Origin of the sequence: Arenibacter algicola (assembly GCF_000733925.1) — a bacterium.
GTDB classification, from domain to species: domain Bacteria; phylum Bacteroidota; class Bacteroidia; order Flavobacteriales; family Flavobacteriaceae; genus Arenibacter; species Arenibacter algicola.
This window is the reverse complement of record NZ_JPOO01000003.1, coordinates 1,600,017-1,626,670: the sequence shown is the minus strand read 5'-3', so window position 1 is coordinate 1,626,670 and position 26,654 is coordinate 1,600,017. Positions and strand designations below refer to the sequence as shown.

At 40.5% G+C, this 26,654-nt stretch carries 19 protein-coding genes; 5 read left to right on the top strand and 14 right to left on the bottom strand.

All coding sequences use genetic code 11. The features are described from left to right. Window positions 1-10: 10 nt before the first annotated feature. The gene (locus U735_RS0117480) at window positions 11-559 is read right to left on the bottom strand and encodes a hypothetical protein (RefSeq protein ID WP_031445063.1); all 549 of its coding nucleotides are present in this window, start codon (window positions 557-559) and stop codon (window positions 11-13) included. A gap of 64 nt (window positions 560-623) precedes the next feature. Next, complete coding sequence (locus tag U735_RS0117475; RefSeq protein WP_031445062.1) at window positions 624-2,141, bottom strand: helicase HerA-like domain-containing protein; 1,518 nt, start codon at window positions 2,139-2,141, stop codon at window positions 624-626. A gap of 241 nt (window positions 2,142-2,382) precedes the next feature. Here U735_RS0117475 and U735_RS0117470 point away from each other — a divergent pair, with 241 nt between their 5' ends. From U735_RS0117470 to U735_RS25080, 5 genes are all read left to right on the top strand, one after another. After that, window positions 2,383-6,564, top strand: coding sequence for a hybrid sensor histidine kinase/response regulator transcription factor (locus U735_RS0117470; protein WP_051892229.1), 4,182 nt, complete (start codon window positions 2,383-2,385; stop codon window positions 6,562-6,564). Between the two features lie 694 nt (window positions 6,565-7,258). After that, window positions 7,259-10,474 carry a SusC/RagA family TonB-linked outer membrane protein gene (locus U735_RS0117460; protein ID WP_031445060.1) on the top strand — a complete coding sequence of 1,072 codons (3,216 nt, stop codon included), beginning with the start codon at window positions 7,259-7,261 and terminating at the stop codon, window positions 10,472-10,474. Between the two features lie 14 nt (window positions 10,475-10,488). Next, on the top strand, window positions 10,489-12,204 hold the full coding sequence (locus U735_RS0117455; protein WP_232233282.1) for a RagB/SusD family nutrient uptake outer membrane protein: 1,716 nt from the start codon (window positions 10,489-10,491) through the stop codon (window positions 12,202-12,204). 30 nt (window positions 12,205-12,234) lie between these two features. Then, window positions 12,235-13,038: a hypothetical protein gene (locus U735_RS0117450; protein ID WP_031445058.1), complete on the top strand. Its 804-nt coding sequence runs from the start codon at window positions 12,235-12,237 to the stop codon at window positions 13,036-13,038. Between the two features lie 243 nt (window positions 13,039-13,281). Further along, window positions 13,282-14,391 carry a glycoside hydrolase family 16 protein gene (locus U735_RS25080; protein WP_051892228.1) on the top strand — a complete coding sequence of 370 codons (1,110 nt, stop codon included), beginning with the start codon at window positions 13,282-13,284 and terminating at the stop codon, window positions 14,389-14,391. A 104-nt stretch (window positions 14,392-14,495) separates the two neighbouring features. Here the strand turns inward: U735_RS25080 and U735_RS0117440 are convergent, their stop codons facing one another. From U735_RS0117440 to U735_RS0117385, 12 genes are all read right to left on the bottom strand, one after another. Continuing rightward, a complete protein-coding gene (locus tag U735_RS0117440) occupies window positions 14,496-14,894 on the bottom strand; it encodes a response regulator (RefSeq protein WP_051892224.1) in 399 nt (132 codons plus the stop codon). After that, a complete protein-coding gene (locus U735_RS25075; protein WP_051892222.1) occupies window positions 14,866-16,242 on the bottom strand; it encodes a PAS domain-containing protein in 1,377 nt (458 codons plus the stop codon). Before U735_RS25075 ends, U735_RS0117440 begins: the two co-directional genes overlap by 29 nt. Window positions 16,243-16,525: 283 nt before the next feature. Then, window positions 16,526-18,898 (bottom strand): S9 family peptidase, encoded by a 2,373-nt coding sequence (locus U735_RS0117430; RefSeq protein ID WP_031445054.1) that lies wholly within the window; start codon window positions 18,896-18,898, stop codon window positions 16,526-16,528. 184 nt (window positions 18,899-19,082) lie between these two features. Further along, window positions 19,083-19,694 carry a MarR family winged helix-turn-helix transcriptional regulator gene (locus U735_RS0117425; RefSeq protein WP_031445053.1) on the bottom strand — a complete coding sequence of 204 codons (612 nt, stop codon included), beginning with the start codon at window positions 19,692-19,694 and terminating at the stop codon, window positions 19,083-19,085. 54 nt (window positions 19,695-19,748) lie between these two features. Continuing rightward, window positions 19,749-20,021, bottom strand: coding sequence for a DUF2024 family protein (locus U735_RS0117420; RefSeq protein ID WP_232233279.1), 273 nt, complete (start codon window positions 20,019-20,021; stop codon window positions 19,749-19,751). Between the two features lie 47 nt (window positions 20,022-20,068). Next, entirely contained in the window at window positions 20,069-20,302 is a 234-nt protein-coding gene (locus U735_RS0117415) for a thioredoxin (RefSeq protein WP_031445051.1), read from the bottom strand. A 157-nt stretch (window positions 20,303-20,459) separates the two neighbouring features. Beyond that, window positions 20,460-20,939: a GNAT family N-acetyltransferase gene (locus U735_RS0117410; RefSeq protein ID WP_031445050.1), complete on the bottom strand. Its 480-nt coding sequence runs from the start codon at window positions 20,937-20,939 to the stop codon at window positions 20,460-20,462. Between the two features lie 77 nt (window positions 20,940-21,016). Further along, complete coding sequence (locus tag U735_RS0117405; RefSeq protein ID WP_031445049.1) at window positions 21,017-21,472, bottom strand: SRPBCC family protein; 456 nt, start codon at window positions 21,470-21,472, stop codon at window positions 21,017-21,019. A gap of 3 nt (window positions 21,473-21,475) precedes the next feature. Next, window positions 21,476-21,889 carry a cupin domain-containing protein gene (locus U735_RS0117400; RefSeq protein WP_031445048.1) on the bottom strand — a complete coding sequence of 138 codons (414 nt, stop codon included), beginning with the start codon at window positions 21,887-21,889 and terminating at the stop codon, window positions 21,476-21,478. 131 nt (window positions 21,890-22,020) lie between these two features. Beyond that, a complete protein-coding gene (locus tag U735_RS0117395) occupies window positions 22,021-22,692 on the bottom strand; it encodes an STING domain-containing protein (protein WP_031445047.1) in 672 nt (223 codons plus the stop codon). A 354-nt stretch (window positions 22,693-23,046) separates the two neighbouring features. Further along, window positions 23,047-24,189, bottom strand: a complete 1,143-nt coding sequence (locus U735_RS0117390; RefSeq protein WP_031445046.1) for a PepSY-associated TM helix domain-containing protein — start codon at window positions 24,187-24,189, stop codon at window positions 23,047-23,049. Window positions 24,190-24,220: 31 nt separating this feature from the next. Further along, window positions 24,221-26,644, bottom strand: a complete 2,424-nt coding sequence (locus tag U735_RS0117385; RefSeq protein WP_031445045.1) for a TonB-dependent receptor — start codon at window positions 26,642-26,644, stop codon at window positions 24,221-24,223. Window positions 26,645-26,654: the final 10 nt, after the last annotated feature.

Sequence of the window (26,654 nt, the reverse complement as noted above, 5' to 3'; positions counted from 1 at the left end):
ATCGTTGCTGTTATTCCCAGCCCACCATCATGTACTTAATCTTTGCATTGTCCGGTATTTGAACAGCTTCAATATCGGTGTTGTTGCCATATTGAAGGTTGCTGGGAAGTTCGGTCTTGGCAATGGTGAAATAGGCGTCGGAGTCCTTCAGGAAAATCACCACATTGTTGAGGGCGGTTATAATTTTTTTAATACTATGTTTGTCCTCGATGTCCTTAAAGGTACTATTGAGTCCAACGCCTTTTTCAGTTACATATCTTGGATCGTAAATACGGATAATCTCTATTTTTGGAATACTATCCGTATTGGGGGTGAGGGAAAGCAATTGCTTGCCTCCCTTTTCATAAATGTTAATCTTTTTTACTGCTGCACCAATTCTGGTTATTGTGGTATCCCGAACTATGGAATCGCTGGCAAATACGGTATCAATTTCATCAATGGTGTTGGATTTCAGCAATTTGCCTACTTGGTCTTTGGCAATGACAAAATCTGTATTGGTGTTACATTGAATAAAGAGTAGCGAACTTAGTGCTACGGCAAAAATCGATTTTCTTATCATTTTAAAGGTAAAAGGTATTTTGAATATTATTTTTTTATGTCTTGTTGGTCTATAATCCATAGGACTATTTCATTACCTTCTTTAGTACGCCCAGGACTCCCCTTATAAAGGTTGCACTGGTCAATACTTTTATGACAGGGTTTTGGCGTGTGCTGGTCCTTCTGGAACTAGATCGGGTAGATCTGCTGCTGGAAGAGGCTTTTTCCTCTTCGGCCAGTTTTTCCGCCCTTTCAATCTTAATGTTAAGGAGTTCATAGGCACTTTCCCTGTCTATGGTTTCGTTGTATTTTCTAACCAATTTGGATTTGTCTATTACCTCTTTAAGTTCACTGTCGGTAAGTATATCCATACGGCTCATGGGTGCCCTAAGCATAGTGGCCGCCAGGGGGGTTGGCCTTCCCTTTTCATCAAGGGCGCTGATCAATGCTTCCCCTATTCCTAGGGAAGTTAAAACTTCCTTGGTATCATAAAATTCTGAAATGGGATAGTTTTCCGCAGTAAGTTTTATGGCTTTCCTATCCTTTGCGGTAAACGCGCGTAGGGCATGCTGCACCTTTAATCCCAATTGGGAAAGGACGGCATCTGGCACATCGGTAGGGTTCTGGGTTACAAAATACACCCCTATTCCTTTGGAACGTATTAATTTAACTATGCTCTCAATTTGATTTAATAGTGCTTTTGAAGCCTCGTTGAAAATAAGGTGAGCCTCGTCTATAAAAAGGATCAATTCCGGTCTGCCCGTATCCCCCTGTTCCGGAAAGGTATCATAGATTTCTGCCAAGAGGCTCAGCATAAAGGTCGAAAACAATTTAGGACGGTCCTGAATATCGGTTAATCGTATAATATTGATATAGCCCCGGCCATTTTCATCAATGCGGGTAAGGTCTTCCACATCAAAGGATTTTTCCCCGAAAAACAGTTCGGCACCTTGTTGTTCCAGTTCTATTATTTTTCTTAGAATGGTCCCGGTAGAACTGGTAGAGATTCGCCCATAAGAGTCGGAAAATTCTTTTTTACCCTCCTCTGTGGCGTACTGCAATACTTTTTTAAAATCCTTAAGGTCTAAAAGGGGAAGCTTATTATCATCACAATATTTAAAAACAACAGCTACAATACCTTCCTGTGTAACCGAAAGATCCAAAATTCGACTTAGGAGAACCGGTCCAAATTCTGAAACCGTGGCCCTCAATTTTACACCATCCTGTTCGGAGAGTGAAAGTATTTCCACGGGAAAAGCTTTAGGCGTAAATGGTAGGCTGCCTATTTTGGCATGACGTTCATCAACTTTTGCATGCCCAGGACTGGGTTGGGCCAGACCACTAAGATCTCCTTTAAGGTCCATAAGCAATACGGGAATACCTTTGTCCGAAAGGTTTTCTGCAATTACCTGAAGGGTTTTTGTCTTACCGGTACCGGTTGCCCCGGCGATGAGACCATGTCTGTTTAGTGTTTTTAATGGGATCTTAACATGCGCGTCTGTTATTGTTTCCCCGTTGAGCATTGCGGCTCCCATGGTAATAAAGTCGCCTTTTGTGGTATATCCTTCCTCTATATGTGCAAAGAATTTGTCTTTGATGTCCATTGAGCTAATTTTTGATAAAAATAGGCTAATTTTAGTCAAAAGAAAAGTTGTTGGTTTTTTAGTTATTCCTGTGCCCTCTTGCCTAGTGCCTGCTCTAAAGTAAAAATATTACACAGCTCCATTGAATAAAATCCATGTAATTTTTAATACTGTAATTTCTAAAAGCTTATTGTAATATGGAATTTATGTTTTTATTCCTATTTTACCGTTATTTTAAAAGCTCAACCTAAACTGCAATTGAATGACAGTAGATTTTAGAAGAATCTGTGTTTTTTTTATAGTACTAAGTCTTTTTATTTCTGATTTGCGGGCTCAGACGGATGTTCCGAAATTGAATTTTGTAAATATAAAGGAAGGAATATCCAAGGTAGGGGTATATTCCATTTTGCAGGATGACTATGGTTTTATTTGGATCGGTACCAACGGTTCAGGATTGTACCGCTATGATGGAATTGATTATAAATCGTATAAACATATTATTAATGATTCCACATCTATCAGCAGTAGCCAAATTAATTGTTCGTATTTGGACAGTAGGAATAGATTGTGGGTAGGTACTGAGGTTGGACTAAACCTCTATGATCGCGATAATGATCAGTTTAGGCGAATTCCGGTTCTGTCCTCCAGTGTGCAGAACGGTCCTACTATGCCGATAAGTGCCTTAAAAGAAGATAATGAAGGAAATTTGCTCATAGGTTCCTTCCGATGGGGAATGTTTAAAATGAACCTGGACAATTTTGAGGTAGAAAAAGTTCCTGTCAATGAATTGGATGCAACAGACCCCTTGGTAGTGAGGGCAATACAGACGGACTCGAGCGGGAAAATTTTTGCAGGGACCAATATGGGCCTCTATACCGTTGATGTTAAAACGGGTGTTCTTAAACGTTTTGAGCTTTGGAATCAGGGAAAATTGGTGTCAATTGGGGTCTCTATAAGGTCACTGTTAATAGATGATGCCGATAACATTTGGGTAGGGACTTTCAACGACGGGCTGTATAAGGTTAAAATTGCAGACTCGGATTTGGGCAAACCGTCCACTATGGAAAAGTATGCCTTTTCAACCCATCCCTTTTTTACCTTAATAGCACTCCCGGACGGAAATTTAATGTGTGGAACTGAAAACGACGGCCTTTTCCATATAAATGGAAATGGGACTGTACTGAATCATTATTTGACCAACAAAAAAGACGAAAAAAGTCTTTTGTCCAATTCTATTTGGACTTTGTATTTGGACAATGATGAAAAAATATGGCTCGGATATTACAACAAAGGCGTAGCTGTTTATGACAGGTTATATGACAAGTTCAAGGACATAGAAAGTCTCTACAATAACCCAAATTCCTTGCAAATAAGTTCGGTTACCTCAATCGCCAAAGATCCCTCGGGCAAGCTATGGATAGGAATGGATGGTGGGGGTATAGACATTCTTGATTTAAAAAATAATGATTACACCCATATAAACAAGGCTAGCAGTAGCCAATATTCAGGATTGACCAGTGATTATATACAGACTATTTTTTTGGATAGTAAGGACAATATTTGGGCAGGAAGTTGGGATGGGGGTATCTATTTTTTAAAAAAAGGATCCAATAAATTTATTAACTATAATACCAGTAACACCCAAGGTAACCTATCGTCCAATACAGTAATGAGTTTTGATGAGGATAAGGATGGTACTATTTGGATTGGGACCTATCATAGTGGGTTGCATTCCTTCAATCCTAATACTGGGCTTTTTAAACATTATAATTCCCAGCCATTCAACGATAATGGAATCAGCGGAAGCAGCGCCTATAAGGTACTGGTAGATTTTGAGGACAACATATGGCTGGGGACCACTCAGGGGCTTTTTAAGGTAAAGAAACAATCGGGCCAAGAGTACTCCGTGATTTCTATGATAGACAGAATGTCACAGGAGTCTACAAACAATTCCGCTTCCAATTACATTTTGTCCCTGTATGAAGCTACGGACCAAACACTTTGGATTGGGACCAAAGGTGCTGGTCTATGTCGCTACCTGCCCAATACCGATAGATTTATTTGGTATGATAAATTTAATGGCCTTGAAGAGGAGAATGTATGTGGAATTATTGAAAGCTTGGATGGCAATATTTGGATGGGAGGCAATGCGGGAATTTCGAAATTGGATATGGAGACCAAGGAGTTTCATAATTACACCACGGATGATGGATTGCTTTCCAACGATTTTAATATCAATTCGGCATTTAAGGATAAGCTAGGGAATATTTATTTTGGAAGTTATCAAGGGGTTAATTATTTCAATCCTTCGGAGATAATTACGAATACCAATGAATCTTCATTGTATCTGTCCGAATTTAGGCTGTTCAATGAAAAAGTTTTGCCTACCCAGGAGGATTCACCGTTAAGGAAAGTAATTTCCGAAACAGATAGTATTGTATTGAAACATGATCAATCTGTCTTTACAATAGAATACTCGGGCATAAACTTTACCCGCCCTGAAAAAAATGAGTATGCGTATTATTTGGAGGGTTATGAAGAAACTTGGAATTATGTAGGTAAAAAAAGAAGTGCTACTTATACCAACTTGGATCCGGGGAGTTATACCTTTAAATTAAAGGCAGCCAACAATGATGGTGTTTGGAACCAATCTCCCTTAACCCTATACATCACTGTTTCATCCCCTTGGTGGAAAACCAATTGGGCTTTGTTTTCTTATATAGCTTTGTTTGTTTTGGGGATATATATATTAAATAAAATGACACAGTCCAGGATAAGGGAAAAGCAAATAATACATTCTGAACGTGAAAAAAGATTGCAGGAAAAAGATTTGGATGAAAAAAAGTTTCAATTTTTTACCAATATCTCCCATGAATTTAGGACACCCCTCACCCTGATTATTAATCCACTTAAGGACATTCTTAATGACGATAACCTAAGTCTGCCCCCTAGAATAAAGGAAAAGCACAACATAATTTATAAGAATACGGACCGACTCTATAGAATGGTGAACGAGCTGTTGGACTTTAGAAAATTGGAATTAAATAAAATAGGTGTAAGGGCCAAGGAAATTAACTTGGTTAATTTAACCCAGGAAGTTGTAGACCATTTTAAGGAAGAAGCTCTTGATAAAAATATACATCTTAGTTTGGATTCCGATTCCGAGGATATGAACATATGGGCGGACGAGAGTATGATGGAGAAAATAATTTTCAATTTGCTTTCCAATGCTTTCAAAGTCACTCCGGAAGGTGGGGCAATAAATATTGAACTACTCTCAAAGGATGAATCGTACAACCTTCCGCTGGCAGATAAATCAAAGCCTACAGCGGGAGTGGAATTAATAATTTCGGATACTGGACCAGGTCTTAAACCAGAGGAAACGGAACGGATCTTTGAACGTTTTTATCAAGTGGAAAATCTCAACAAGACCTATTATGGTGGTACTGGCATTGGTTTGGAAGTGGTACAAAGTTTTGTGGAACTGCACAAAGGTAAAATTGAAGTTAAGAGCGAGGTAGGAAGCGGAACATCCTTCAGAATAATTTTGCCAAAGGGACCAAAGCATTTTGCGGAGAACGAGATCTTTACCGATGTTAAAGAACCTGACTCCCAAAAAGAACGGGTTAACTTGGTAAAATCCCATATTGATGCCATATCTGATACAAGCCCGGAGGAGGCAACCACCTCCTACACCTTATTGATTGTGGAGGATAACGGAGAACTTAGGAGCTACCTAAAGAATGAACTCAAAAATCAATACAGGATACTTTTGGCCAAAAATGGAAAGGAAGGTTTGGAATTGGCCAAGTCGGCACTTCCCGATATCATAATCACAGATGTTATTATGCCCGAAATGGATGGGTTCGAATTTTGTAAAAGAATTAAGGGCGATATGAGGACCAGCCATATCCCTTTATTGATGCTTACGGCCAAAGCACGTATAGATGATAGAATGGAAGGGATTGAAACGGGCGCAGATGCCTATATGGTAAAACCTTTTGATTTACGGCTACTCAGATTGAGGTTGTCACAACTTATAACTAGTAGGCAACTAATTTTTAATAAGTACTTCAGTGTTATCAGCGATGTACCGGTGAACAAGAATACCACTTCCCTGGACAAGGATTTTATTGAAAAGGTCCTGAATTACATCAACAATAATATAGATGACCCTGACCTAAGTGTGGAGGTACTGGCTTCGAAATTAAATTTGAGCAGAAGTCAGTTTTATAGAAAAATAAAAGCACTTACCAATCAGACGGCCAATGAGTTCTTAAGAAATATTAGAATAGAAAGGGCCAAACAGATTATTGAAAATGGCAACACCAATATTAGTGAGGTCTGTTACAAGGTAGGTTTCTCCACGCCTTCGTATTTTACAAAGTGCTTTAAGGAACATTTCGGGATTCTGCCCACTGAGGTTTCTCCACTAAAACCTTAATTCCATACCCTTGAATATAAGCTTATGAATTAATGCTGTTATTATGTTGAGGTAGAACATTGGTCTGTCCTTTGGTATAATGTTTCAAACGGGACGGTATGGCGTGTATTACTGCTTCCACAAAATGGTAAAGTAGGCTTATTAATTATACGCGATAAGTATATGCGTTTGCCATATATTTTCAATATAATAATTCTTCATTCCAAAACAGGAACTTTTTTATCTGCAGTTCCTGTCGCACAACCTATTATTTTACGTAAGAGGTTTTCTATCTAACTTCTAAAGGCCTAGTTAATTTTAACATAAGGTTAAGTTTCCAATCTAAGGAATTCCTATTTGGGTCATTTTTCTTCCCAGTATTGAATAAACCCTATAACAAATGATGCACGGTATGCAAATGATGTTGCATATCCAAAATATAAAAGAAAGTTGCAGCAAAATTTCTACTTGATGCAGAATAAATGCTACACAAGATTTAATATTTATTTAACATTTGAAGGAATGAAAAACAAGGATTCAAAATTCAAATGGAAGCAGTTGATGGAGATACTGCTAATAATGGCCATCGTGGCATTGCTGGTTTTTGTAATCCTTTTTATTCTTTAATAATACGCTTATGGGTCTTTTGGTTCTAACAAAAAACATAAAATTTTACTCTAACAAAAACTCGATTAATTAACCTAAACTATTTTATATGATGCTAAAGTTCAAATTTTTGATTATCACTTTGGTAATGGTTTGCGCCCAAAACGTTCTTGGGCAGACCAAGACCATTACAGGGCTGGTGTCCGATGAAGCGGGCTTGCCATTGCCAGGAGTAACGGTAGTTGTACAAGGAACCGTTAATGGAACCACTACGGATTTCGATGGAAATTATTCCATTGGGAATGTAGGACCCGAGGACCGCTTGGTTTATACCTATATAGGTATGGTTAGCCAAACTTTAAACGTAGGACAACAAACTACCATCAATGTAACTTTACTGGAATCTTATGAGTCTTTGGAAGAGGTTGTTGTAGTAGGGTATGGGGTTCAAAAAAAGGCTTTGACCACAGGGGCCAATCTTAACGTAAAAGGTGAAGATATTGCCGAGTTGAATACATCAACCGCTATGGAGGCCCTTCAAGGTGTTGCACCTGGTGTAAGTGTTACAAGGAACAATGGGGAGCCGGGGGCAGGTACCAAGGTTACCATTCGTGGTCTGGGGACAATTGGTAATTCCAGTCCACTCTATATTGTGGATGGGGTAGCAGTAGGCAATATTGATTATTTAAACTCTTCGGATATTCAGTCCATAGACGTTTTAAAGGATGCTGCATCTGCCGCCATCTATGGATCTAGGGCAGCCAACGGAGTAGTATTGGTAACGACCCACAAAGGAAGGCAAGGTAGCAAGGCGCAGATACAGTACGATTCCTATTACGGAATTCAGAAAATATACAAGAATCTATCGCCATTAAATGCCCAGGAATACATGTACATCATGGACGAAGGAAGGGTAAATGATGGTTTGGAGCCGAATGATTGGGAAGCTATTTTACAGAATAATAACTGGCTAAATAATAATTATCCCAATAATTTGGGGACCGAATTAGGTTCTGAAATATGGGGCATGCTCCAAAATGGTTGGGAAGGAACCAATTGGATAGATGAAATGTCTACCAAAAGTGCCCCTGTCACCAGTCACTCCGTAAATATTACAGGTGGAGGTGAAGACAGTACCTATGCGTTCGGTGTTTCGTATTTGGACCAAACCGGGATTATTGGAGGCAATATTATTGATGCGGGCTACAAAAGGCTAACTGCCCGTATGAATACTGAATTTGTGCTTTTCAAAAATGATGATCATAGTATACTTACCATAGGGGAGAACCTTACGTATACCAATTCAGAATATAGGGGAGTGGCCACAGGAAACATTTACTGGAACGATCTTCACAATGCCTTGGTTCAAAACCCTTTAATGCCTGCGTACTGGGACAAATCTCCTGATGCAAATGGGTTTACCCCAACTTTGGATGGACTTGCCAATGACCAGGCGAATCCACTGGCGGTCATGTTTTACAGAAGTAACTACAGTAACTTGGGGAACAAGGACAATACTTTGGTCGGTAACGTTTATATGGAATTGGAGCCTATAGAAGATTTGAAATTTAGATCGTCCTACGGTTTGGATTCATGGTTTGGCCACGGTCGCTCATGGACACCAACCTATGCCTTGGGAGTGCTTTTCAGCAATGCCAACGATGGGGCGTCACAATACCAATATTTAGGGGCCAATTTAACATGGACCAACACGCTAACCTATGAACGTACTTTTGGGGATCACAATATAAATGCATTGATAGGTAATGAGGTATATAAAAATCAGATCAATAATTCCGTTGGTGGCAGTATGGCCAACACAAGATTTGGATTGCCGGAATACGCTTATTTGAACAATGTAGACAAGACCGATGTAAATTCCATTAATACTTTTGGCGCAGACTACGCGGCAGGAGGTGGAGGATTGTTATCTTACATAGCAAGGGCACAATACGATTATAAAGAAAAATATTTGTTATCGGCAACCATGAGGGCAGACGGCTCCTCCAACTTTGCCAAAGGCAACAGATGGGGTTATTTCCCTTCAGTATCCGCAGGATGGATTCTTACCAATGAGGATTTTCTATCCAATAACAGTGGTGTTTTGGACTTTGCTAAATTTAGGGGAAGCTGGGGGCAGAATGGAAATCAATCGATAGATAATTTTATCTATAGTTCTAATATCGCATATCTAAATCCAGGATATTATTTTGGAGATACCAAACCTATATCCGGAGCAACTGCTGTCCCTGCCAGGGTAACCAATCCGGATGTTACCTGGGAAACCTCAGAGCAATTAAATTTTGGATTGGATGCAAGGTTCTTTAATTCCAGACTGGATTTTACCTTTGATTGGTACAAGAAAACAACAAAAGACTGGTTGGTGGTTGCCCCTATTCAAGGAACATCGGGTGCGGGAGCACCGTACATTAATGGTGGTGACATAGAGAATACGGGTTATGAACTTATGTTGTCATGGAACGATAACATTGGCGATTTTAAATATGGGGCCACCATAAGTGGAGCCTTCAACAAGAATGAAATTACTAAAATAGCAAACTCGGACGGTATTATACAGGGACCAAGCTCTGTATTGTCACAAGGTACAGCTTCGGTTTCCAGAGCAGAAGTGGGTAAACCTATCGGGTTCTTTTACGGGTATGAAACAGATGGCATTCTACAAACTCAGGATGAGGTTGATGCATATGTGAAGCCAACGGATGGTACTCCATACTTTAGTGATCAACGTCCTGGCGATGTTAGGTTCGTAGATCAAAATCAGGATGGGGTTATAGATGAGAGCGATAAAAAAATGTTAGGGAATCCTAATCCCGATTTTGAACTGGGTATTCAACTCAATGCAGAATACAAAGGTTTCTATGCCAACATTACCCTGTCCGGGAAATATGGAATGCAGGTTATGCAATCCTATAGATCCTTTGCCGACCGTTTTGACCAAAACTATACTACCGAGATATTTGGACGCTGGCACGGTGCGGGAACGTCCAATACATGGCCTCGCTTAAGCTCGGTATCCAACAGGAACACCAACTGGATTTCTGATATTTATATGCAAGATGCAGATTACCTAAGAATCAATAATTTGACTGTTGGGGTTAAATTGGGCGACTATATTTCCGATATTAAGTTATTCTCCGATATCAAGGTATACGCCGCTATCAACAACCTATACACTTTTACCAATTACACGGGTATGGATCCAGAAGTGTCCTTTGGCCACGATGCCAGTTGGGCCTCAGGTATAGACCTTGGTCTATATCCCTTACCTAGAACTGTAATGTTTGGATTTAGTGTTGATTTTTAATTTTAAAAAAGTAGATGATGAAAAAACTAATATATAACATAGGCATTGCAACTTTGGTGCTTGCCACAAGTTGTAGCGAGAAATTTTTGGACACCGAAAATCTATACGAGAAAAGTTTGGATAATTTTTACAGCAGTCCACAAGATATAGAAGAGGCCATGTCCGGTGTTTATAACGCCATGTACACGGGAGGTGTTCATAGTGATGAAGGTATTGCAGCCAATTTACTATCAGATATGATGTTGGGGGGTGGTGGCCCAGATGATAAATCGGCTAAAAATGTGGATAAATTTGAAGATCCCGAAGAGGATACCTATCGTGATCTTTGGGTAGAAACCTACAATGGGGTAACCCGGGCAAATGCCATTTTGGAAAAGGTGGAAGAAGTAGATTTTTCTTCCTTCTTCGATACTCCGGAGGAGTCCGTTGCATTTAAGAACCAAACGGTAGGGGAAGCCTATTTTATGAGGGGCTATTACTACTTTAGAGCAGCAAAATTCTTTGGCGGCATGCCTTTGATCTTGGCAATAGATGATCCACGAGATGCGCCAAGGGCCTCCTTTAGCGAGACTTTTGCACAAATTGCGTCCGACTTTAAATTGGCAATTGAAACGATGCCTTCCATCAATTTCAATGATATCCCAACTTCCAGTTATGGTCATGCCAATAAATGGGTTGCCGAAGCTTATCTGGCCAAAGCATATCTGTTCTATACGGGGTACATGACCAATATGGAAGGCCAGTCTACTTCAGATTTGCCATTGGCAGATGGAGGATCTTTATCCAAGAGCAATGTTCTAGCCTATCTGGATGATTGTATCAATAACAGTGGTTATGATTTGGCCACGGATTTTAGGAATTTATGGCCTTATTCCTATGTAAACCAAAGTGCGGGTACCACTGTATTGCCATGGGCAGAAACAGAGGGCTTGGCCTGGGTAGGACAGGACGGACATTCGCCAACATTTGGTACGGGCAACAAAGAAACCATGTTTGCCCTCAGATATTCTACAACAAGCTGGGGCGAAGGCCAGAAATACAATAATAGAATGCCGTTGTTTATGGGGATCCGTGATAACTCCATGGTCCCATTTGGACAAGGCTGGGGCTGGGGAACCGTAAACCCCAAACTTTGGAACCAGTGGGACGATTCCGATAAAAGAAAGGTGGGGTCCATTATTGAATTGGGCAATGCCGATCAGGGAACCGCTGGTTACGAAGCGGACAAAGGTGATCATGAGACCGGCTTCTTCAACAAAAAATACACTACGGTACAGCATCCCGATCCAGACGGAGTGGATGGAGTGAAAGGTATGTTCTACTTCTTGTACGACATGAATAATGGTGACCCCATGCAGTTATGGGCGGCACAAGATTATATATTGATGCGCTTTGCAGATGTACTGTTGATGCATTCTGAAATTTCCGGTACGGCCACAGGTATGAACAGAGTAAGGGTTAGGGCAGGCCTAGGAGAAATAGGGTATTCCTTGGAAGCTCTAAAGGAAGAGCGTTTGCACGAGCTGGCATTTGAGGGAATAAGATGGTTCGACTTGGTACGTTGGGGCGATGTAAACACAGCTTTTGACGATGCCATCAATGTTCGAAATTCAGGGATCGATGCCGTTTATAAAGTTACTTACCGCCCAGAAACAAAAGGATTGGTCCCAGTCCCAGAGACTGAGATAAGGTTGTCCGGCGGAGTTTATTCACAGAATCCAGGCTGGTAAAATAGTTGTAAACACAAAAAATATAGACAGATGAAAAACAATGGATTAATAATTTTAAGATCGTTTATTGCTACTCTCTTCTTGGTTTCTCTGGGCTGTGAGCCAATTGAAGACAGGGATTATTTGGAGAATACCACCGATGTGGCAGGGGTACAACTTGTTGCAACCCAGAGTACCGCTGGGGGGAATAAGATAGAACTTAATATGGCTACCCCAGGGGTTACCGGTTATTGGGACTACAATTTGGGTAGGGCATATTCGGATAAGGTAGAATTTGTATATCCTATTCCGGGGACAGCAACCTTTACCTTTACAGGAACACTAGGAGCCGAATTTTTTACCAAAACTATCGATGTTCAGATTGATCAGTTAGACAGTGCCTTGGACCAGGATTGGTATGATTTGGTAAGTGACAACACTTCTGAAGGTAAGACTTGGGTTTTCAATGGTGGTCCTTCCCCGGATGGGGGAAGATGGTGGTATATGTCACCTCCTAATGATCCAGGAGCTTGGGCAACGGCATGGTGGAACGCAGCTGGGGACTGTTGTCCTCCTGCCGATGCGGCAGGTAGTATGAAATTTGATCTGGATGGAGGTGCAAACTTTACCTATTATTCAGGTCCGGATGCTACTCCACAATCGGGCAATTTTGTTTTGGATGTTGCCAATCAAACTTTAAAAATTAATAATGCAAATATTTTGGGGGCTGAGGAACCCAGAGGTAATCCTGACGGACTTTATACCATAATCTCCTTGACCGAGGATGAGATGGTGTTATATGTTGCCAATAATGGTGGCGGAACCGGATGGACCTGGATCTTTAGGCCAGAGTAGTGGTAATAAAATTGTTCTGCCAGGAAATAGATCCGCCACTAGAAAGGCATAGTATGGTAACAAGGACCATATGATTGAATTTTTTGAAAAGGAAGCGCATTGCACTTTACAAATCACAACGGCTTGCGAACCTTTTCGGGTTAGTTAATTTAGTTTTTTTTGAAAACCTTGCTGGTCTATGGTCAATATCAGCAAGGTTTTTCTTTATGGCATTCATTGTTTTTTACTTGGTAAATGTGGTTTATGAAATTGATATTATATTTTTTATTGGCAATTATTGCAGCATGTGGCGGTAATAAAAATGAGGAGAGCGACTTTGTCTATACCAATGGGGAAAAGGAGAAAGTTTTGCCTACAGAGCTTAGCCTGTCCGTTGAGGTGAAAGGCGTGGATTCCAAAAATCCACATGGTGATGGTTCTGGTGCAGTACAGTTATCCGCTGTAGCCAAAAATGCGATTAAATATGGTTATAAGTTCAATGATAAATCGGAGGAAGTAAGTACGGATGGTACGTTCACTTATACTTTTAAGGAGGAAGGTACCCATGATTATAAAATAACGGTCTTGGCCTATTCCAGTACGGGCGACTACATAGATATTTCAAAAACAATTACAGTTTTTGTTGCCCAACATGAAGTTGAACTTATTTGGTCCGATGAATTTGAATTGGACGGGGCACTTTCCGCGCAAAACTGGAAGATGGAAACTATTGCTCCGGATAATGGTAGCTGGCACAATGGGGAATTACAGCACTATACCAACAGACTGGATAATGTTTATGTTTCTGAAGGGACATTGAAAATTGTAGCAAAAAAAGACCAATACACGGCCCAAGGAACCACAAAGGAATATACTTCGGCCAGATTAAATTCCCTGTTTTCGTTTACTTATGGGAAGATAGAAGTAAGGGCGAAACTGCCTTATGGGCAAGGGACATGGCCGGCCATATGGATGTTGGGATCCAATATTGAAACCGTAGGTTGGCCTGCTTGTGGAGAAATAGACATTATGGAGCATTGGGGCCATGAACCAGAGAAAATTTCAAGTGCTACCCATACACCTTCCTGTTATGGTGGATGCACCGACGTAACTGTTGGAACTACCACTATTACGGATTATAGCACGGAATTTCATGTGTATGCGGTTGAATGGACCAAGGAATCCCTAAGATTTTTTATAGATGATGAATTTGTCTATGCCTATAATCCAGTGGCCAAAAACAAGGATACATGGCCGTTTACAGCAGATCAGTTTATTATTTTGAATGTTGCCATGGGGGGAAGTTGGTTCACTGTTGATCCAGATTTTGTGTCCTCTACTATGGAGGTGGATTATGTGCGGGTCTACCAGTAGATATGTGCCCAGAATTGTGGGCAATTTATTAAACTACAGGCTTGCTATTTAAATTTTGCCGAGATTGAAATTTTTGAGATACAGTCCAAAGCTAATGATAGGCGTTATTCCGTCAATTCCAGATATTTCATGAGCAGCGGTATTTTTTCAATCTTTTCCCTGGTCAATGGCTTTTGGATATAATTGACAACGTTGGGATAGGTTTTCGATTTTTTCAAGTCTGTATTATCTGCAGACGAGGTTAAGATTATGGCCTTTATATTATTTTTTAATTCATAGTTGGAAATCTCATCCATAAATTCCCATCCATTCATAACTGGCATGTTGATATCCAAAAGTAACATAAAGTGTTTGTTGGGGTCCTTGTTCTGAAGTATATAATCCAGCACCAATTTTCCGTTCTCAAATTGTCCAATTTTGGAATTGGTGTATTTTGAAAGCAACTTGTCATGCAAAAAAAGAATTACAGGGTCGTCATCTATTTGCAATAATCTGTAGGTCATTCTCCTCCTCTTTTAGCTGGGTGTCGTTAATAATTTTGGCAATATTTTTTGTCATTATATCCATTTCATTGGCCGAATTTATTATTTCCGTGTTAATATATTTCATTTCCTCCTTACATATGGATTCATGATCGTTTAATAAATTAATGAGACCCATTAAACGCACCAAAGGCGCCCTAAGTTCATGGGATTGCATCCAGCCAATCTTTTTTAAACTCTTATTTTGATTTTCAATAAATTCTAAATATTTCATTTTTTCAGAAATATCTACGGCAATGACCTGCCTGCATTTTTTACCATTATATGTGATGGGGCTACTGTATAAATGTACCAATATAATATCTCCTTTCTTATTACAATGTTTAAAGTAGCCGTGGAATAGGTTTTGATAATCTTTCCGTGTTATATTAACCTGTTTTTCCAAGACCCTCAATTCGCTTTTTGGCCTAATATCCGCTAAGGTCATGGACAAAAATTCTTTTTTGCTGTACCCATATCTTTCTACGGCCGCAGTATTCACATTTAGAAAAGCTAAACTTTCCAGATCATATACCCATGACGGCTGGGGGGAATGCTGAAAAAGGTTGTAATATTTGTTTTCGGATTCCTTTAGTTGTTCGGTATATATTTTCTCTTTGGTAATATCTGTAATAACAACGTCTATAAAACGGCTGCCATCTTTATCTAATATTGGAGTTCCTACACCTTGGCACCAAATAATCTTATCTTCCTGAGAAACTACCCGCCATTGGCATTCGAAAAATTCCATTTTCGCAAAGGAATGGCCTAGGCTGGACCTAATTTTACCAAGATCGTCCTTATGGGCTAAATTGCGCATATAGTTTTCATCTTGTAACAGGGTTTCGCAAGGAATGTTCCAATGCTGTAAAGCCTCTTTACTTATGTATTCAACTTTAATATTGTTGTTGGAATCTTGTCGCAACCTAAGTATTATAATTGAAACGTTTTTAAGAATGGATTTTAATTGGGTATTCTTTTTCTTCTTGTCGGTAACCTCTTGAATAGTTCCAATGCCCATAATAGGATTATTGGAACTATTAAATTCATTGGCCAGCCCCGATTCTTTTATCCATCTCCAAGACCCATCCTTATGCCTAAACCTATAACTTATTTCAAAGGAATGATCGGTGCCATCATTATATTCCTTCCATGATTTTTGAAGTAAATCAAAATCACCCGGATAGAAAAGGTCTTTAAATTTGTCCGTGGCAAATGATTGGTCTTTGGGTTCATCATATCCCAAGACCTTATGAATAAAGTTATTATTCTTGAAAATTGGGTCTTCTTCGCTCCATCTCCACCCATAATGTTTGTCCACAAATCCCATATACCTAAATGATCACTTGGTGGCTTGTCCTATATTCATAATTACTAAACAGACTTACCTCGATTTAGTCTTATCGAAATTAAACCTTAATGTTAAGATATGATTCAATTTGGATAATATATAATGCAAACGGCATATTTTTCAATTTCGCATATTGTTATAAGCTTATTATGGCTTTAATTGGTGCCGAAGACCGTTGTAAGATGGAATATTGTCTTAATAAGTAGGTATTAAGGGGTAAAGTTTATTGTAGGGTATTCAGGATGTTGTACTTTTTTTCATCCTACTTCTTATCCAACAAACTTTTTTGGAACAACTTAAAGATTCTGGTGTATTCATCTGTCCAACTACTAGGTTCCACAAAGCTGTGCCGTTCTACAGGGTAGACTGCCATTTCCCAATTGTGTTTCTCCAATTCGATTAAGCGCTGCGATAGTCGCACCATATCCTGAAAATGCACGTTGTCGTCTATCATGCCATGTAATATCAGCAAGTCGCCCTTTAAGCCTTCGGCAAAATAAATGGGGGAGCTTCTTCTGTAAGCCAAGCTATCCATAACCGGGGTGTTGAGTATACGGGCCGTATAACCATGGTTGTAAGCGGCCCAATCGCCCACAGATCGTATGGCGGCGCCCGCCTTAAAGGTGTCAGGGGCTTTGAACATTGCCATTAAGGTGATAAATCCACCGTAGGAGCCTCCGTAAATACCAATTTTATCCTGATCGATCCCGAGTTCATCAATTAAATATTTGGCCCCATCCACATGGTCGGATAGGTCCTTGCCACCCATATGTCTGTAAATTCCGGTGCGCCAGTCCCTGCCATAACCGGCACTTCCCCTATAATCTATGTCCAGCACGGTATAGCCATTGTCCACCAAGAGGTTGTGGAACATATATTCCCTAAAATAAGTGCTCCACCATTTATGGGCGTTCTGTAAATAGCCGGCTCCATGCACAAAAATAATGGCCGCCCTATTTTTTACGTCGGAACTGGGCTTGTACAGCCTCGCATGTACCGCCTCGCCATCCTCGGCCTTGAAGGTGATTATTTGGGGGTCCCGCCACTGGTACCCATCAAAATCTTTGGTGGTGGAATAGGTTATGCGTTTCGCCTCTGCCTTGGATTTTCCCCAAATAGGATTGTCCTGTAGGTAAAGTTCCGTAGGCTTGTTGGTATACGAATGCAAAATGGCCATTTTACGCTCGTCTGGGGACAGGGTTACCTCATTGGATCCGGTCATATGGGTCAGTTGCTCCATTTTACCACCGCCGATGGGCATGCTATAGAACTGTTTGTCTCCGGGATGGTTTTTGTTGGCCGTGAAATACCAGCGTTTTTTATCTTTTGAGATTCGTGGGTCGTAAATTTCAAATTGGCCCGAAGTCAATGCCTTGGTTTGTTTGGTAGTTACATCAATGACATAGAGATGTGAGTAGCCTGTTTTTTCGGATTGGAACCAGATACTTTTTCCATCGGGCATCCAGCCCTTATCGCCCCCTTCGTATCCTCCAATGCCCGGGCCGGCAATCCAAGCTTCGTCATGCTGATGGTCCAAAAGAGAAACACTGCCATCTTTTGGATCCAGAAGTACTATCCACCGGTCCTTATAGTCGTTGCTATTAATGTCCAGCACGGCATATTTCCCGTCTTCGCTCCAAAGTGGCCCATCAATGTAGCCCAGTCTGTTTTTATTTTCATAAGTCTTATCCGGATAGTCCTTGGTGTACTCAGGTACGTAATCTAACCCCTGCAGACTGTCCAAAATCACTGGATAGGCCTTTTTGTTGGCAATGTCGTAAACGAACATTTCATATTCGTAAGGTTCGTTGCCTACCTTGGATCTTGTATCCTCATCTTCGGTATACCCGGATTCCGTAACATAATGGGGAACAATGGTGCCCTTATTTGTAGGCGATTTTGTAGCTAAGTAAGTAAGGTAATTTCCTATGGGGTTTATCCTTGGATTGTATATCGATTTACCATCAGGGTCAATAGGGAGAGGTCCCTTGGCCTCAAGAAGTTTTTTTGCTTCCTCTGTTTTGTCTTTTTTGTCCTTACGTTGGCGCAGTACCTCAAATAGCCCTAATTGATCTTCGTACAGCCATTGGTCTTTATTGCTTTTGTCGTCGTCTTTTTTTGCAGACTTAATTTTGGTTAGCTGTACCGTACTCCCGGTCGCTATATCCCAGCTAAAAAGATTGTTGCCCTGTCGGTAGGCTACTTTGGTGCCGTTCTCTGTAAAATGGGGGGCACTTTCGTAATCTTCTGTTCTGGTTATTTGGATCAGGTTTTGGGACTTAAGGTTCAACAAAAATATGTCGCCCCTTTTGGAATATAACTTTAAGGTCCTATCCTGGTTAAAAACTCCACTACTACTGGGAAGGGAGTAGGAGGTTTCAAAATCGGTTTTTATAGTTTTGGCCGATTTTAAATGGTAGGCATAAAGGGAATCGTTTTGGGCTTTTTCTGGATTCCAATCAAAATACAGGGTCTGGCCGTCCAAGGACCATTGGGGATTTGAAGGAAGATGGCCTACAAAGTCATCGCCCTGCATTATTTTTTTTATGGATAAGCTGGATTTGTTCCCTTGTTGGGCAAAACTGATGGAAAGAGATAGTAGAAATGCGCCGTAGAGAAGCCAATTGTTTTTCATGTTCTATTTGTTATAATCCTTAAGCGATCTTAGGTTTGCTTTAGCTGTTTACATGTAATATTGATGTGGTAAATATCCAAAAACTTAATAACTCTCCCAAGATTGAAGGTGAAAGTTATACTGCGGATGCGACTTTAGTGAAAAACTGTTCTCGGATATGGACAGCTGAGTTGTCCTATGGGCTTTATTGAGCGTGTCTTACTTCAAATTCAGGGCAGTCCAATCGGATGTCCTTATTGAGCAATTCTTTGTTGAGCAAGTTGCAATAATCCTGGTCACTTTTTTTACTGTAGAATTTACAGCCATAGCAGGTTCTTTGTACACTAAGGATCCCACTTGTGTTCAGTTGATAGATGAGCTTGCTCAAGGTGCCAAATAGCGCTTCCAACTCGGAACTCCCAACTGCATTGAGCTGCATCTTGATGGGATTGGCAAAATCGGAAATTTGACCTATGGTCTCTGTCCCTGCTTCAGAGAGACCAATGGAGTAGCTTCTACTATCGCTGGAAGAATATTCTTTGGTAATAAGTCCTTTTTTGTCCAAGACCCTTATGGCATCGCTAATGGTGGGCTTGGTTATGTTGAATTCCTTGGCCAAGTGGCTTACATTGCAGAATTCGGTTTTATGGTAGGCAATGAAAATTAGGACTTGGATTTGGATGGGACTTAAGCCCAACAATTTGGCCTTATCCCAAAGCAGGACTTTGAATGCTTCGGAAATGCGCTCTAGTCCAGCTATAATTTTGCTGGAAACGTCCGTTTCTTGATGGTCTGGGTTAAAAATACTTTTGTCCATATAAAAAGCCTGCCGGGAATTGCCCGACAGGCAAAGTTAGTTATCCTAATCAAATTATTCACAATTTTCCATTTCTAAGATAAAATACCCCATTCTATTTATGGCTTCCAATATGGTGTCGCTGGCCATTTCCATATGACAGTAGGTACAGGCCTTGGTGGATAGTCCATTGGTTTTGAACGATTTTGTGGATAGAAATTCACGACCATAATCAAAAATGATATTCTTGTCCTTCAAATTATGGGGTACCAGTATATCGAAGTGCATGGTCTTGCCGTCTTCCCGGGCCACATAAGTGTCCCAAACCGATATTTTCATGGCGCTCATTATAAAATACAATTTATTAGGACTCCTAACATTTTAGAATAAAAAATTTAACCTTTTACATCGGCCATGGAAGCTCCAAAGTTGATGTGCAGTACATTTCCATTGGGCGTAAGTAGGGCAGGGACCGACTTAACACCTGCTTTTTCCGCTTCGGGAATACGGGATTTGTTTTGGCCGAAGTGTACTATTTCCACATTATCCCGACCCACTAATTCTAAAATTTCATGTTCCGCACTAACGCATACGGGACATCCTGCGTGATAAAAAACCGATTTTTTCATTTTTCTTGTATTTAGGTTATTGCACTATTGCCCAACAAATATAGTGAGGATTCCTAACAATAAAAAATAATTATTGAAAATAGTGCAACATTACTCTGTAAAGAAGAATGATGTTGTCTAGTTTAGGTGTTTTATGAAGTACCTCAATAGGGGATATCTACTTTTTTAGGCTTAGTTCATAGTACCGTGCAGATTCATGTGGATTGTGGCGGTAAGCCCCTATTTCCACAAAACCATTATCGGTATACAGTTTAATGGCCGATTTCATAAAATCTGCAGTGTCCAGTTTTATGGTGTCGTAGTTAAGTTTTCTGGCTTTTTCAATACAATGGTTGAGTAGTAGTTGTCCTATGCCCAAACCCCTGCTGTTGGGTTGTACGAACATACGTTTTATTTCTCCATCGTTCTTATTAAACCTTCGGATTCCGGCGATGCCAACAGCCTCCTCGTTTATATAGGCAATAAATAATCCGCCATCCTCATAATTGTACATTTCGGGCAGGCCCTCTATTTCCTTATCAAAATTTTGAAAAGACAGATCAATGCCCAACCAGGCTACATATTCCAAGATTAATTTTTTGGCTTGTTCGAAGTCGGTTGCCGTTTTGGCCATCTTTATTTCAATAGGATTTTTCATCTAAAATTATATTGTACAAACTTACTGTTAGTTTGGCTCTGTGTTTTAATTAACACGGGCTGCCAGTGAAATCTTGTTTATTGCTTTAGGTTCTGTGGGAACTTGTCTGCAATGAGGTTGAGCTGTATACCGTGCTCCAGATACGCTTTTAGTCCGTCTAAAACAGTGGTAAATCCACCGGTGTTGTTCATTAGGGTTTTATGTAGCTCTTCCCCTGTTTCCGTAAAACCATAGTTTTTTATGATTACATAGGTGTTTTGTGGAGTTAGTTCCGTGAATACGTAGTCTACCTGAGTGGCAGGATTGCCCCATTGGGTTGCAATTAATTTGTTGGGGACAATATCTTTGGTGAGTACTTCTGACACGGCGCCATACATTTCCCATTCCCAAGTAACGGTTTTCCCTTTTTTGAGGGGGCCACTAGATTTTGTAAACCAAAATTGTGTGGTAATTTTGGGGTCTATAAAGGCCTTAAAAACCTCTTCCACGGGTTTTCTGATCATCATTTGGGCTTCTACTGTTATACTGTTCATTTCTCAGGAATTTGGATTGTTTTTAAACCATTTTACTATTGCTGGCATATTTCGTTCAAAACCTCCCGGGATATAGAAATTTAGGATGCCGGTTTTTTGATCCGTTCTGTTGGCAAAGTCATGCATGGTTTTGGCAGGAATCCTTAAAAAGGTTCCCTTATCGGCCTCGGTCCATTGATCCCCTATTAAAAAGGAACAGCATCCCTCCAGAACGTAAAATACTTCGTCATTGTCCTGGTGCTGGTGAGCCCCGGGACCCATGGAATTGGGCTCCAACCACCATTCTGAGACACTGTATTTTTCATCGGTTTCCTGATCATCCGCCTTAAAAATGGCCGTCATGCTACCGCAGCGGTAAGTTCTGCCTTCCCCGGCTTCTAAAATAATGGGTCTTATATCATTCTCCTTTTTTTTCATTCCCAAAGCTATTTATATTGGGCCGATCAATGTTCGACATTTGATTCTATGCGACTTATTTATTTTTCTGGCAATCGTAGGGTATAATGGCCATTTATTGCCCGTGGCATATTACCTAACTATAAATATACTTATACCGTGATAAACTTCAATTTGTCATTTGAAATTTCACTGGAATATTCAATTCTTAATTGATCGATCTTATCCTGGAAGAACGCATATATTTTTTTGGAATTTTTTTCTGCCAGCTGCTGATCTAAAAAATCATCTTTTAAATACCTGGAGAGGGAGAATAAGGTTCTTGGGAATTCATGGATAATTAGTCTATTGTCGTCCAATTGTGCCCGTAACCAAAAAGGCTCACTGTAGGTGGCTTCACGCACATAGACAATTTCATATTTATTTTCAACCATCTCTGCGTATTCGGTCAATGATTTGAGGCTGGTCGGCATTCCTACTTCAACGGTAATTTGATTTGCAGTAAAGGTCCTTATTTTATCGTCCGGAAAAGAAAAATGAATAGGGGTTTTGGTTTTAAGAAGTTTTCCAAAGCGGCCGGTAAAATTCATAAAATAACCCGTGGCAAGTATTTCGGCCAATGACTTTTTATAGGCTTTTACATTTTCCTTGTAAAACACAACAGCTAGAATCACTGAGGCTAGGAGCCCTATGCCCACGGCAATCCATATATTGGGAAATAAGGTAGGCGCTATTCCCTGTATATAGCCGCCATAGGTGCCTACTGTTGGAAAAATGGAATAGAACAAATCTTTTAGGGGAAGGAATTTAAGACTCAATTTCATATAATTTCCTAAATATTTAAGTCAACATTGGGATAAACAACATCCCTTAAATAAATTAGTGAAAATACCCTATAGGCTTTTGTGCATCAGGTATTTAACCGAAGTTAAAATACAATTTTTTTCAATACAAAGGATATATAGGTTTTGAGATATTTATGCCATAGGCAATAGCGTGGAATTCTGCAGTTTCAGTTAATTCAATTATGTGCAAAACTGGAGTGCATAAACCATATTGGAGCATATATAATTTAAAACCCCGAGGAATAGCCTCGGGGTTGTTACTGTAAAAAGGAGTTGAACTTCAATCCAAAGAATTCCCTATGTTAAACGGGATTACCTTAGTATATTAATTTGCTAAAGCTCTACTTCGGCCAATTTTTTATGCTTCTTTTTATAGGTCCTACCATACCACAATAAAATTCCGGTAACGGGCAGACTGGCGGTAAGCAGGCTCACCAAAAAGGCAATTATTTTTCCGGCAATGCCCCCAATGGCTCCAATATGGATATCGTAGTTCATCCGTAGTATTTTGTCCGCTAGCTTGGCATCTTCGTATTTGCCATATATACCGGGAGTCTCTATTTCCTCCAGGGTATGTTGGTCAAAAAAACGAAAGTCAGAATCGTAATATAATCCAGAGCTATTGGAAACTTCCACGTAAATACTTTCGTCCTCTGATTTGGGGTAATGCAGTTCAAAACTTTCTGCCTCTGGCGATGCCGCCCATAGTTTCGGAATTAATAGATCCATGGGTTTTACATCCTCGTTTATATTGGCTGTACCAATATTTTCCGGAATAATAAATGCAGCTTCCTTGTCCCCTCCCAAAGATTTATACAATACATACTTCATCCAATTATAGGACATTACCGAGCCTGTAAAGGCAAGGATCAGCGCTAGGGAACAGATGTAAAAACCGATTACAGTGTGAAGATCAAAGTTTTTGCGTTTCCAGCGCGTAGTATCCTTCCAGTTGAACCGTAAGCGTTGTTTAAGGTTTTTACGTTTTTTGGGTATCCACAGAAAGATACCGGAAAGGATTATCACCATAAAAATGAGGATGGATGCACCTACCACTTGTTCCCCAATTTCTTTTGGCAACCATAGGCGCATATGCCCTTTTAGGATAAAGGCAAAAAACCCGGATAAATGATCATCTACCTGTATCACCTCACCAGTATAGGGGTTTAAAAAAACGCTTTGGTAAAATTCTGGTTCGGGGTCGTAAAAAATTACCTCAATGGCATCATCCGCTTTTTTAAATAGGGTACCGTGTACATGGTTATTGGGGAAAACTTCCATAGCGTACATTTTGGCCTCAGTAGGGGTAAGAATAGGCTTGTTTTGGGGGCTTACCTTTTTATAGTCGTCATATAGACTTTCAATCTCATCCCTAAAGGCCCAGCAACAGCCGGTAATCGCTACAATAAACACGACGATACCAGTGGTAAGTCCTAAAATTTTATGAAGTTCGAAGATGATTTTTCTGAGGTTCATTTGTACGATGTTGAAAATCTATATTTTTTGCTTAAAACTTATAGGTGAAATTGGCCAATAGCACCCTAGGTGCCTGTGGGTTTATCGTGGTCCAGCCTTTGTAATATTCTTTGTTAAAGGCATTATTCAGCTTTAGGCCAATGCGATATTTGTTGGCTTGGTAATAAAGTGAGGCATTGGCAATGGTATAGCTGGGTAGGATAAATTCTCCAGTGGAGGCATAGTTTATGGCAAAGCGCTCACTTGCCCCATTAAACCCTAGTCCCATTCCAAAACCGTCCAACATACCCTCCTGCAATTCATAGTTCGCCCAAAAATTATATTGCGTTTCGGGACCGGCCTCCAAGGGTCTGCGATTCAAAATTTCGGTATTGTCAGATTTGGTGGTTTCGCTATCGTTATTGCTAAAGCCGGCCCGTAGGTTCAAACCTTTAACAGGGTTGGCATTGATTTCAATTTCAAAACCTGAACTTTCCACTTCTCCTCCCTGAATTTTGTTAAAGGGCGATGAGGGGTCGGTAATTACACGGTCCTTCACCTTTATGTCGTAGTAGCTAATGCTTGCGTTTAATCTATTATTGAAGAGATTGGTCTTAATCCCAAACTCTAATTGATTGGCCTGTTCAGGATCAAAGGTTTCCAGAGTCTGCGGTCCCGCATCCGGATCTCCTACCAATTGGGGGGCAACATTAGTGAAACCGTTTTGGTAATTGGCGAAGATAGAAAGTTGATCCAATAGGGGCTGGTATAGTAATCCAAACTTAGGGGACAAGGTGGTTTGGTCATAATCGTCATCCGTATTGGCCAAATTACCTTCGTTATCAAAGCGATCTACGCGAAGGCCCAGCATTGCCGATAGCTTATTGGTAAGATTTAGTACATCCGAAGCATAGAGACTATAAATGTGATATTTGGATTTAATGTTCCCTACGGCCTGTGAGGCCAAAACGGCATCTACTGCTGCCGTGGAGAGGGCATAGGAGTCGGTTTCCACATCAGCGGTAAAAGGATTGTCCCCATTGGAGCCGCCTTCAGGAGTTACATTTCCATAGAATGCATAGCCGGTACTATTGTTGGTTTCCGTAGCATTGAAATAATCCAAACCAATTACCACTCGGTTCCTAAGGGAGGCAATTTTGAAATCACCTATAAAATTTTGCTGGATATCCGTGGTTTGGGTATTGGCATTTTGTTTGTTGATGAACCTAGTAAAGGTATCGTTCCCTAAAATGCCATAGTCGTACAGATAGGAATAGTAGCCCTTGGTAGAAGTGGAACTTTTTGAAAGCAAAGTCTGGGATTGCCAAGTGTCCGATAATTTATAGTCCATTTCTATCCTGTAGTTCTGGGTCGGATTTTCCAGGGTAAGGTCATTGCTGGTAAAGGACAGTTTGTTGTTGTAACCCAGCTCCTCAAGATTTTGGGCTTCCGTTGGGGCACCTCTGTTTAGAAACAAAAAGGTAGGATTGGTCTGTTCCGTCTGTGTAATTTCGCCATAGAAGGAGAAGGATAATTTGTTATTTACCTTGTAGGATAGGGAAGGGGCTACGAAAAAGGATTTTCTAAAGCCGGCATCCTGAAAACTCTGTTCTGTGGAATAAGAGGTGTTGAGCCTAAAATATAGGTTTTCATTTTTGTTGAGTGCCGTATTGAAATCTCCGGTAATCTGGTTCAGTCCGTAGGTGCCGGAGGTAAAGGAAAGTTCTCCCCCGCTGCCTGCATAGGGTTTTTTGGTTACCACATTTATTAGACCGCCATAGGAGCTAACGGCATTTCCGAACAATGTTGCGGATGGTCCTTTTAGGACTTCTATCCGTTCAATGTTTGCCGGATTTATGGTACCGTTGGTTAAACCGGGCAAGCCGTTGACCAATTGCGGTTGCACAGAGAATCCGCGCATGGAATAGTATCCGGCCCCATCACCGCCCCTACCTGTGGAGGTCCATAGGTTTTCCACTCCGGCGGCATTTTTTAGGGCATCGTCAAAGTTGGTCACTATTTGCGATTCCAAAAGATCGGTGGTAATTGTGTTGTAAACCTGTGTGTTCTCAATGTCCTTTAAGGGGAGTTTGGATACATAGGCCGTTTTCTTTCTTGAAAATTTATTGATGCGCTCCCCCTCAACGATTACTTCGGTGAGTATTTCGTTACCTTCGTATAAGATCAAATCCCCAAGATCAAGCGTTTTTCCCTTGCTAACAGAAAATGGGATGTCCCTGGTTCTAAAACCAAGATAGGAAATGGACAGGGTATGTGCGCCTTCGTCAAGATTGGCGATTATAAAGTGACCTTTTTCATCGCTCTGCGTCCCAATTTGGGAATTCTTTATAACGATATTCACCCCAAATAGAGGCGTTTGTGTGTTGTCCTTTATGGTTCCGCTAACGGTTGCCTTTTGTGAAAATGCCAAGGAATTTAGGCAAAGGAGAAGTAGTAATGTTAGTTGGTTTTTCATCTATTCTTAT

Excerpts from the sequence above, each read along its gene's own strand:
- U735_RS0117415 (WP_031445051.1), bottom strand. The coding sequence starts at position 20,302 with ATGAAAAAATCGGTTTTTTATCACGCAGGATGTCCCGTATGCGTTAGT.
- U735_RS0117450 (WP_031445058.1), top strand. The coding sequence starts at position 12,235 with ATGAAAAACAATGGATTAATAATTTTAAGATCGTTTATTGCTACTCTC.
- U735_RS0117420 (WP_232233279.1), bottom strand. The coding sequence starts at position 20,021 with ATGAGCGCCATGAAAATATCGGTTTGGGACACTTATGTGGCCCGGGAA.
- U735_RS0117455 (WP_232233282.1), top strand. The coding sequence starts at position 10,489 with ATGATGAAAAAACTAATATATAACATAGGCATTGCAACTTTGGTGCTT.
- U735_RS0117405 (WP_031445049.1), bottom strand. The coding sequence starts at position 21,472 with ATGAACAGTATAACAGTAGAAGCCCAAATGATGATCAGAAAACCCGTG.
- U735_RS0117410 (WP_031445050.1), bottom strand. The coding sequence starts at position 20,939 with ATGAAAAATCCTATTGAAATAAAGATGGCCAAAACGGCAACCGACTTC.
- U735_RS0117480 (WP_031445063.1), bottom strand. The coding sequence starts at position 559 with ATGATAAGAAAATCGATTTTTGCCGTAGCACTAAGTTCGCTACTCTTT.
- U735_RS0117425 (WP_031445053.1), bottom strand. The coding sequence starts at position 19,694 with ATGGACAAAAGTATTTTTAACCCAGACCATCAAGAAACGGACGTTTCC.
- U735_RS0117440 (WP_051892224.1), bottom strand. The coding sequence starts at position 14,894 with ATGACCTACAGATTATTGCAAATAGATGACGACCCTGTAATTCTTTTT.
- U735_RS25075 (WP_051892222.1), bottom strand. The coding sequence starts at position 16,242 with ATGGGATTTGTGGACAAACATTATGGGTGGAGATGGAGCGAAGAAGAC.
- U735_RS0117460 (WP_031445060.1), top strand. The coding sequence starts at position 7,259 with ATGATGCTAAAGTTCAAATTTTTGATTATCACTTTGGTAATGGTTTGC.
- U735_RS25080 (WP_051892228.1), top strand. The coding sequence starts at position 13,282 with ATGAAATTGATATTATATTTTTTATTGGCAATTATTGCAGCATGTGGC.
- U735_RS0117395 (WP_031445047.1), bottom strand. The coding sequence starts at position 22,692 with ATGAAATTGAGTCTTAAATTCCTTCCCCTAAAAGATTTGTTCTATTCC.
- U735_RS0117385 (WP_031445045.1), bottom strand. The coding sequence starts at position 26,644 with ATGAAAAACCAACTAACATTACTACTTCTCCTTTGCCTAAATTCCTTG.
- U735_RS0117400 (WP_031445048.1), bottom strand. The coding sequence starts at position 21,889 with ATGAAAAAAAAGGAGAATGATATAAGACCCATTATTTTAGAAGCCGGG.
- U735_RS0117430 (WP_031445054.1), bottom strand. The coding sequence starts at position 18,898 with ATGAAAAACAATTGGCTTCTCTACGGCGCATTTCTACTATCTCTTTCC.
- U735_RS0117470 (WP_051892229.1), top strand. The coding sequence starts at position 2,383 with ATGACAGTAGATTTTAGAAGAATCTGTGTTTTTTTTATAGTACTAAGT.
- U735_RS0117475 (WP_031445062.1), bottom strand. The coding sequence starts at position 2,141 with ATGGACATCAAAGACAAATTCTTTGCACATATAGAGGAAGGATATACC.
- U735_RS0117390 (WP_031445046.1), bottom strand. The coding sequence starts at position 24,189 with ATGAACCTCAGAAAAATCATCTTCGAACTTCATAAAATTTTAGGACTT.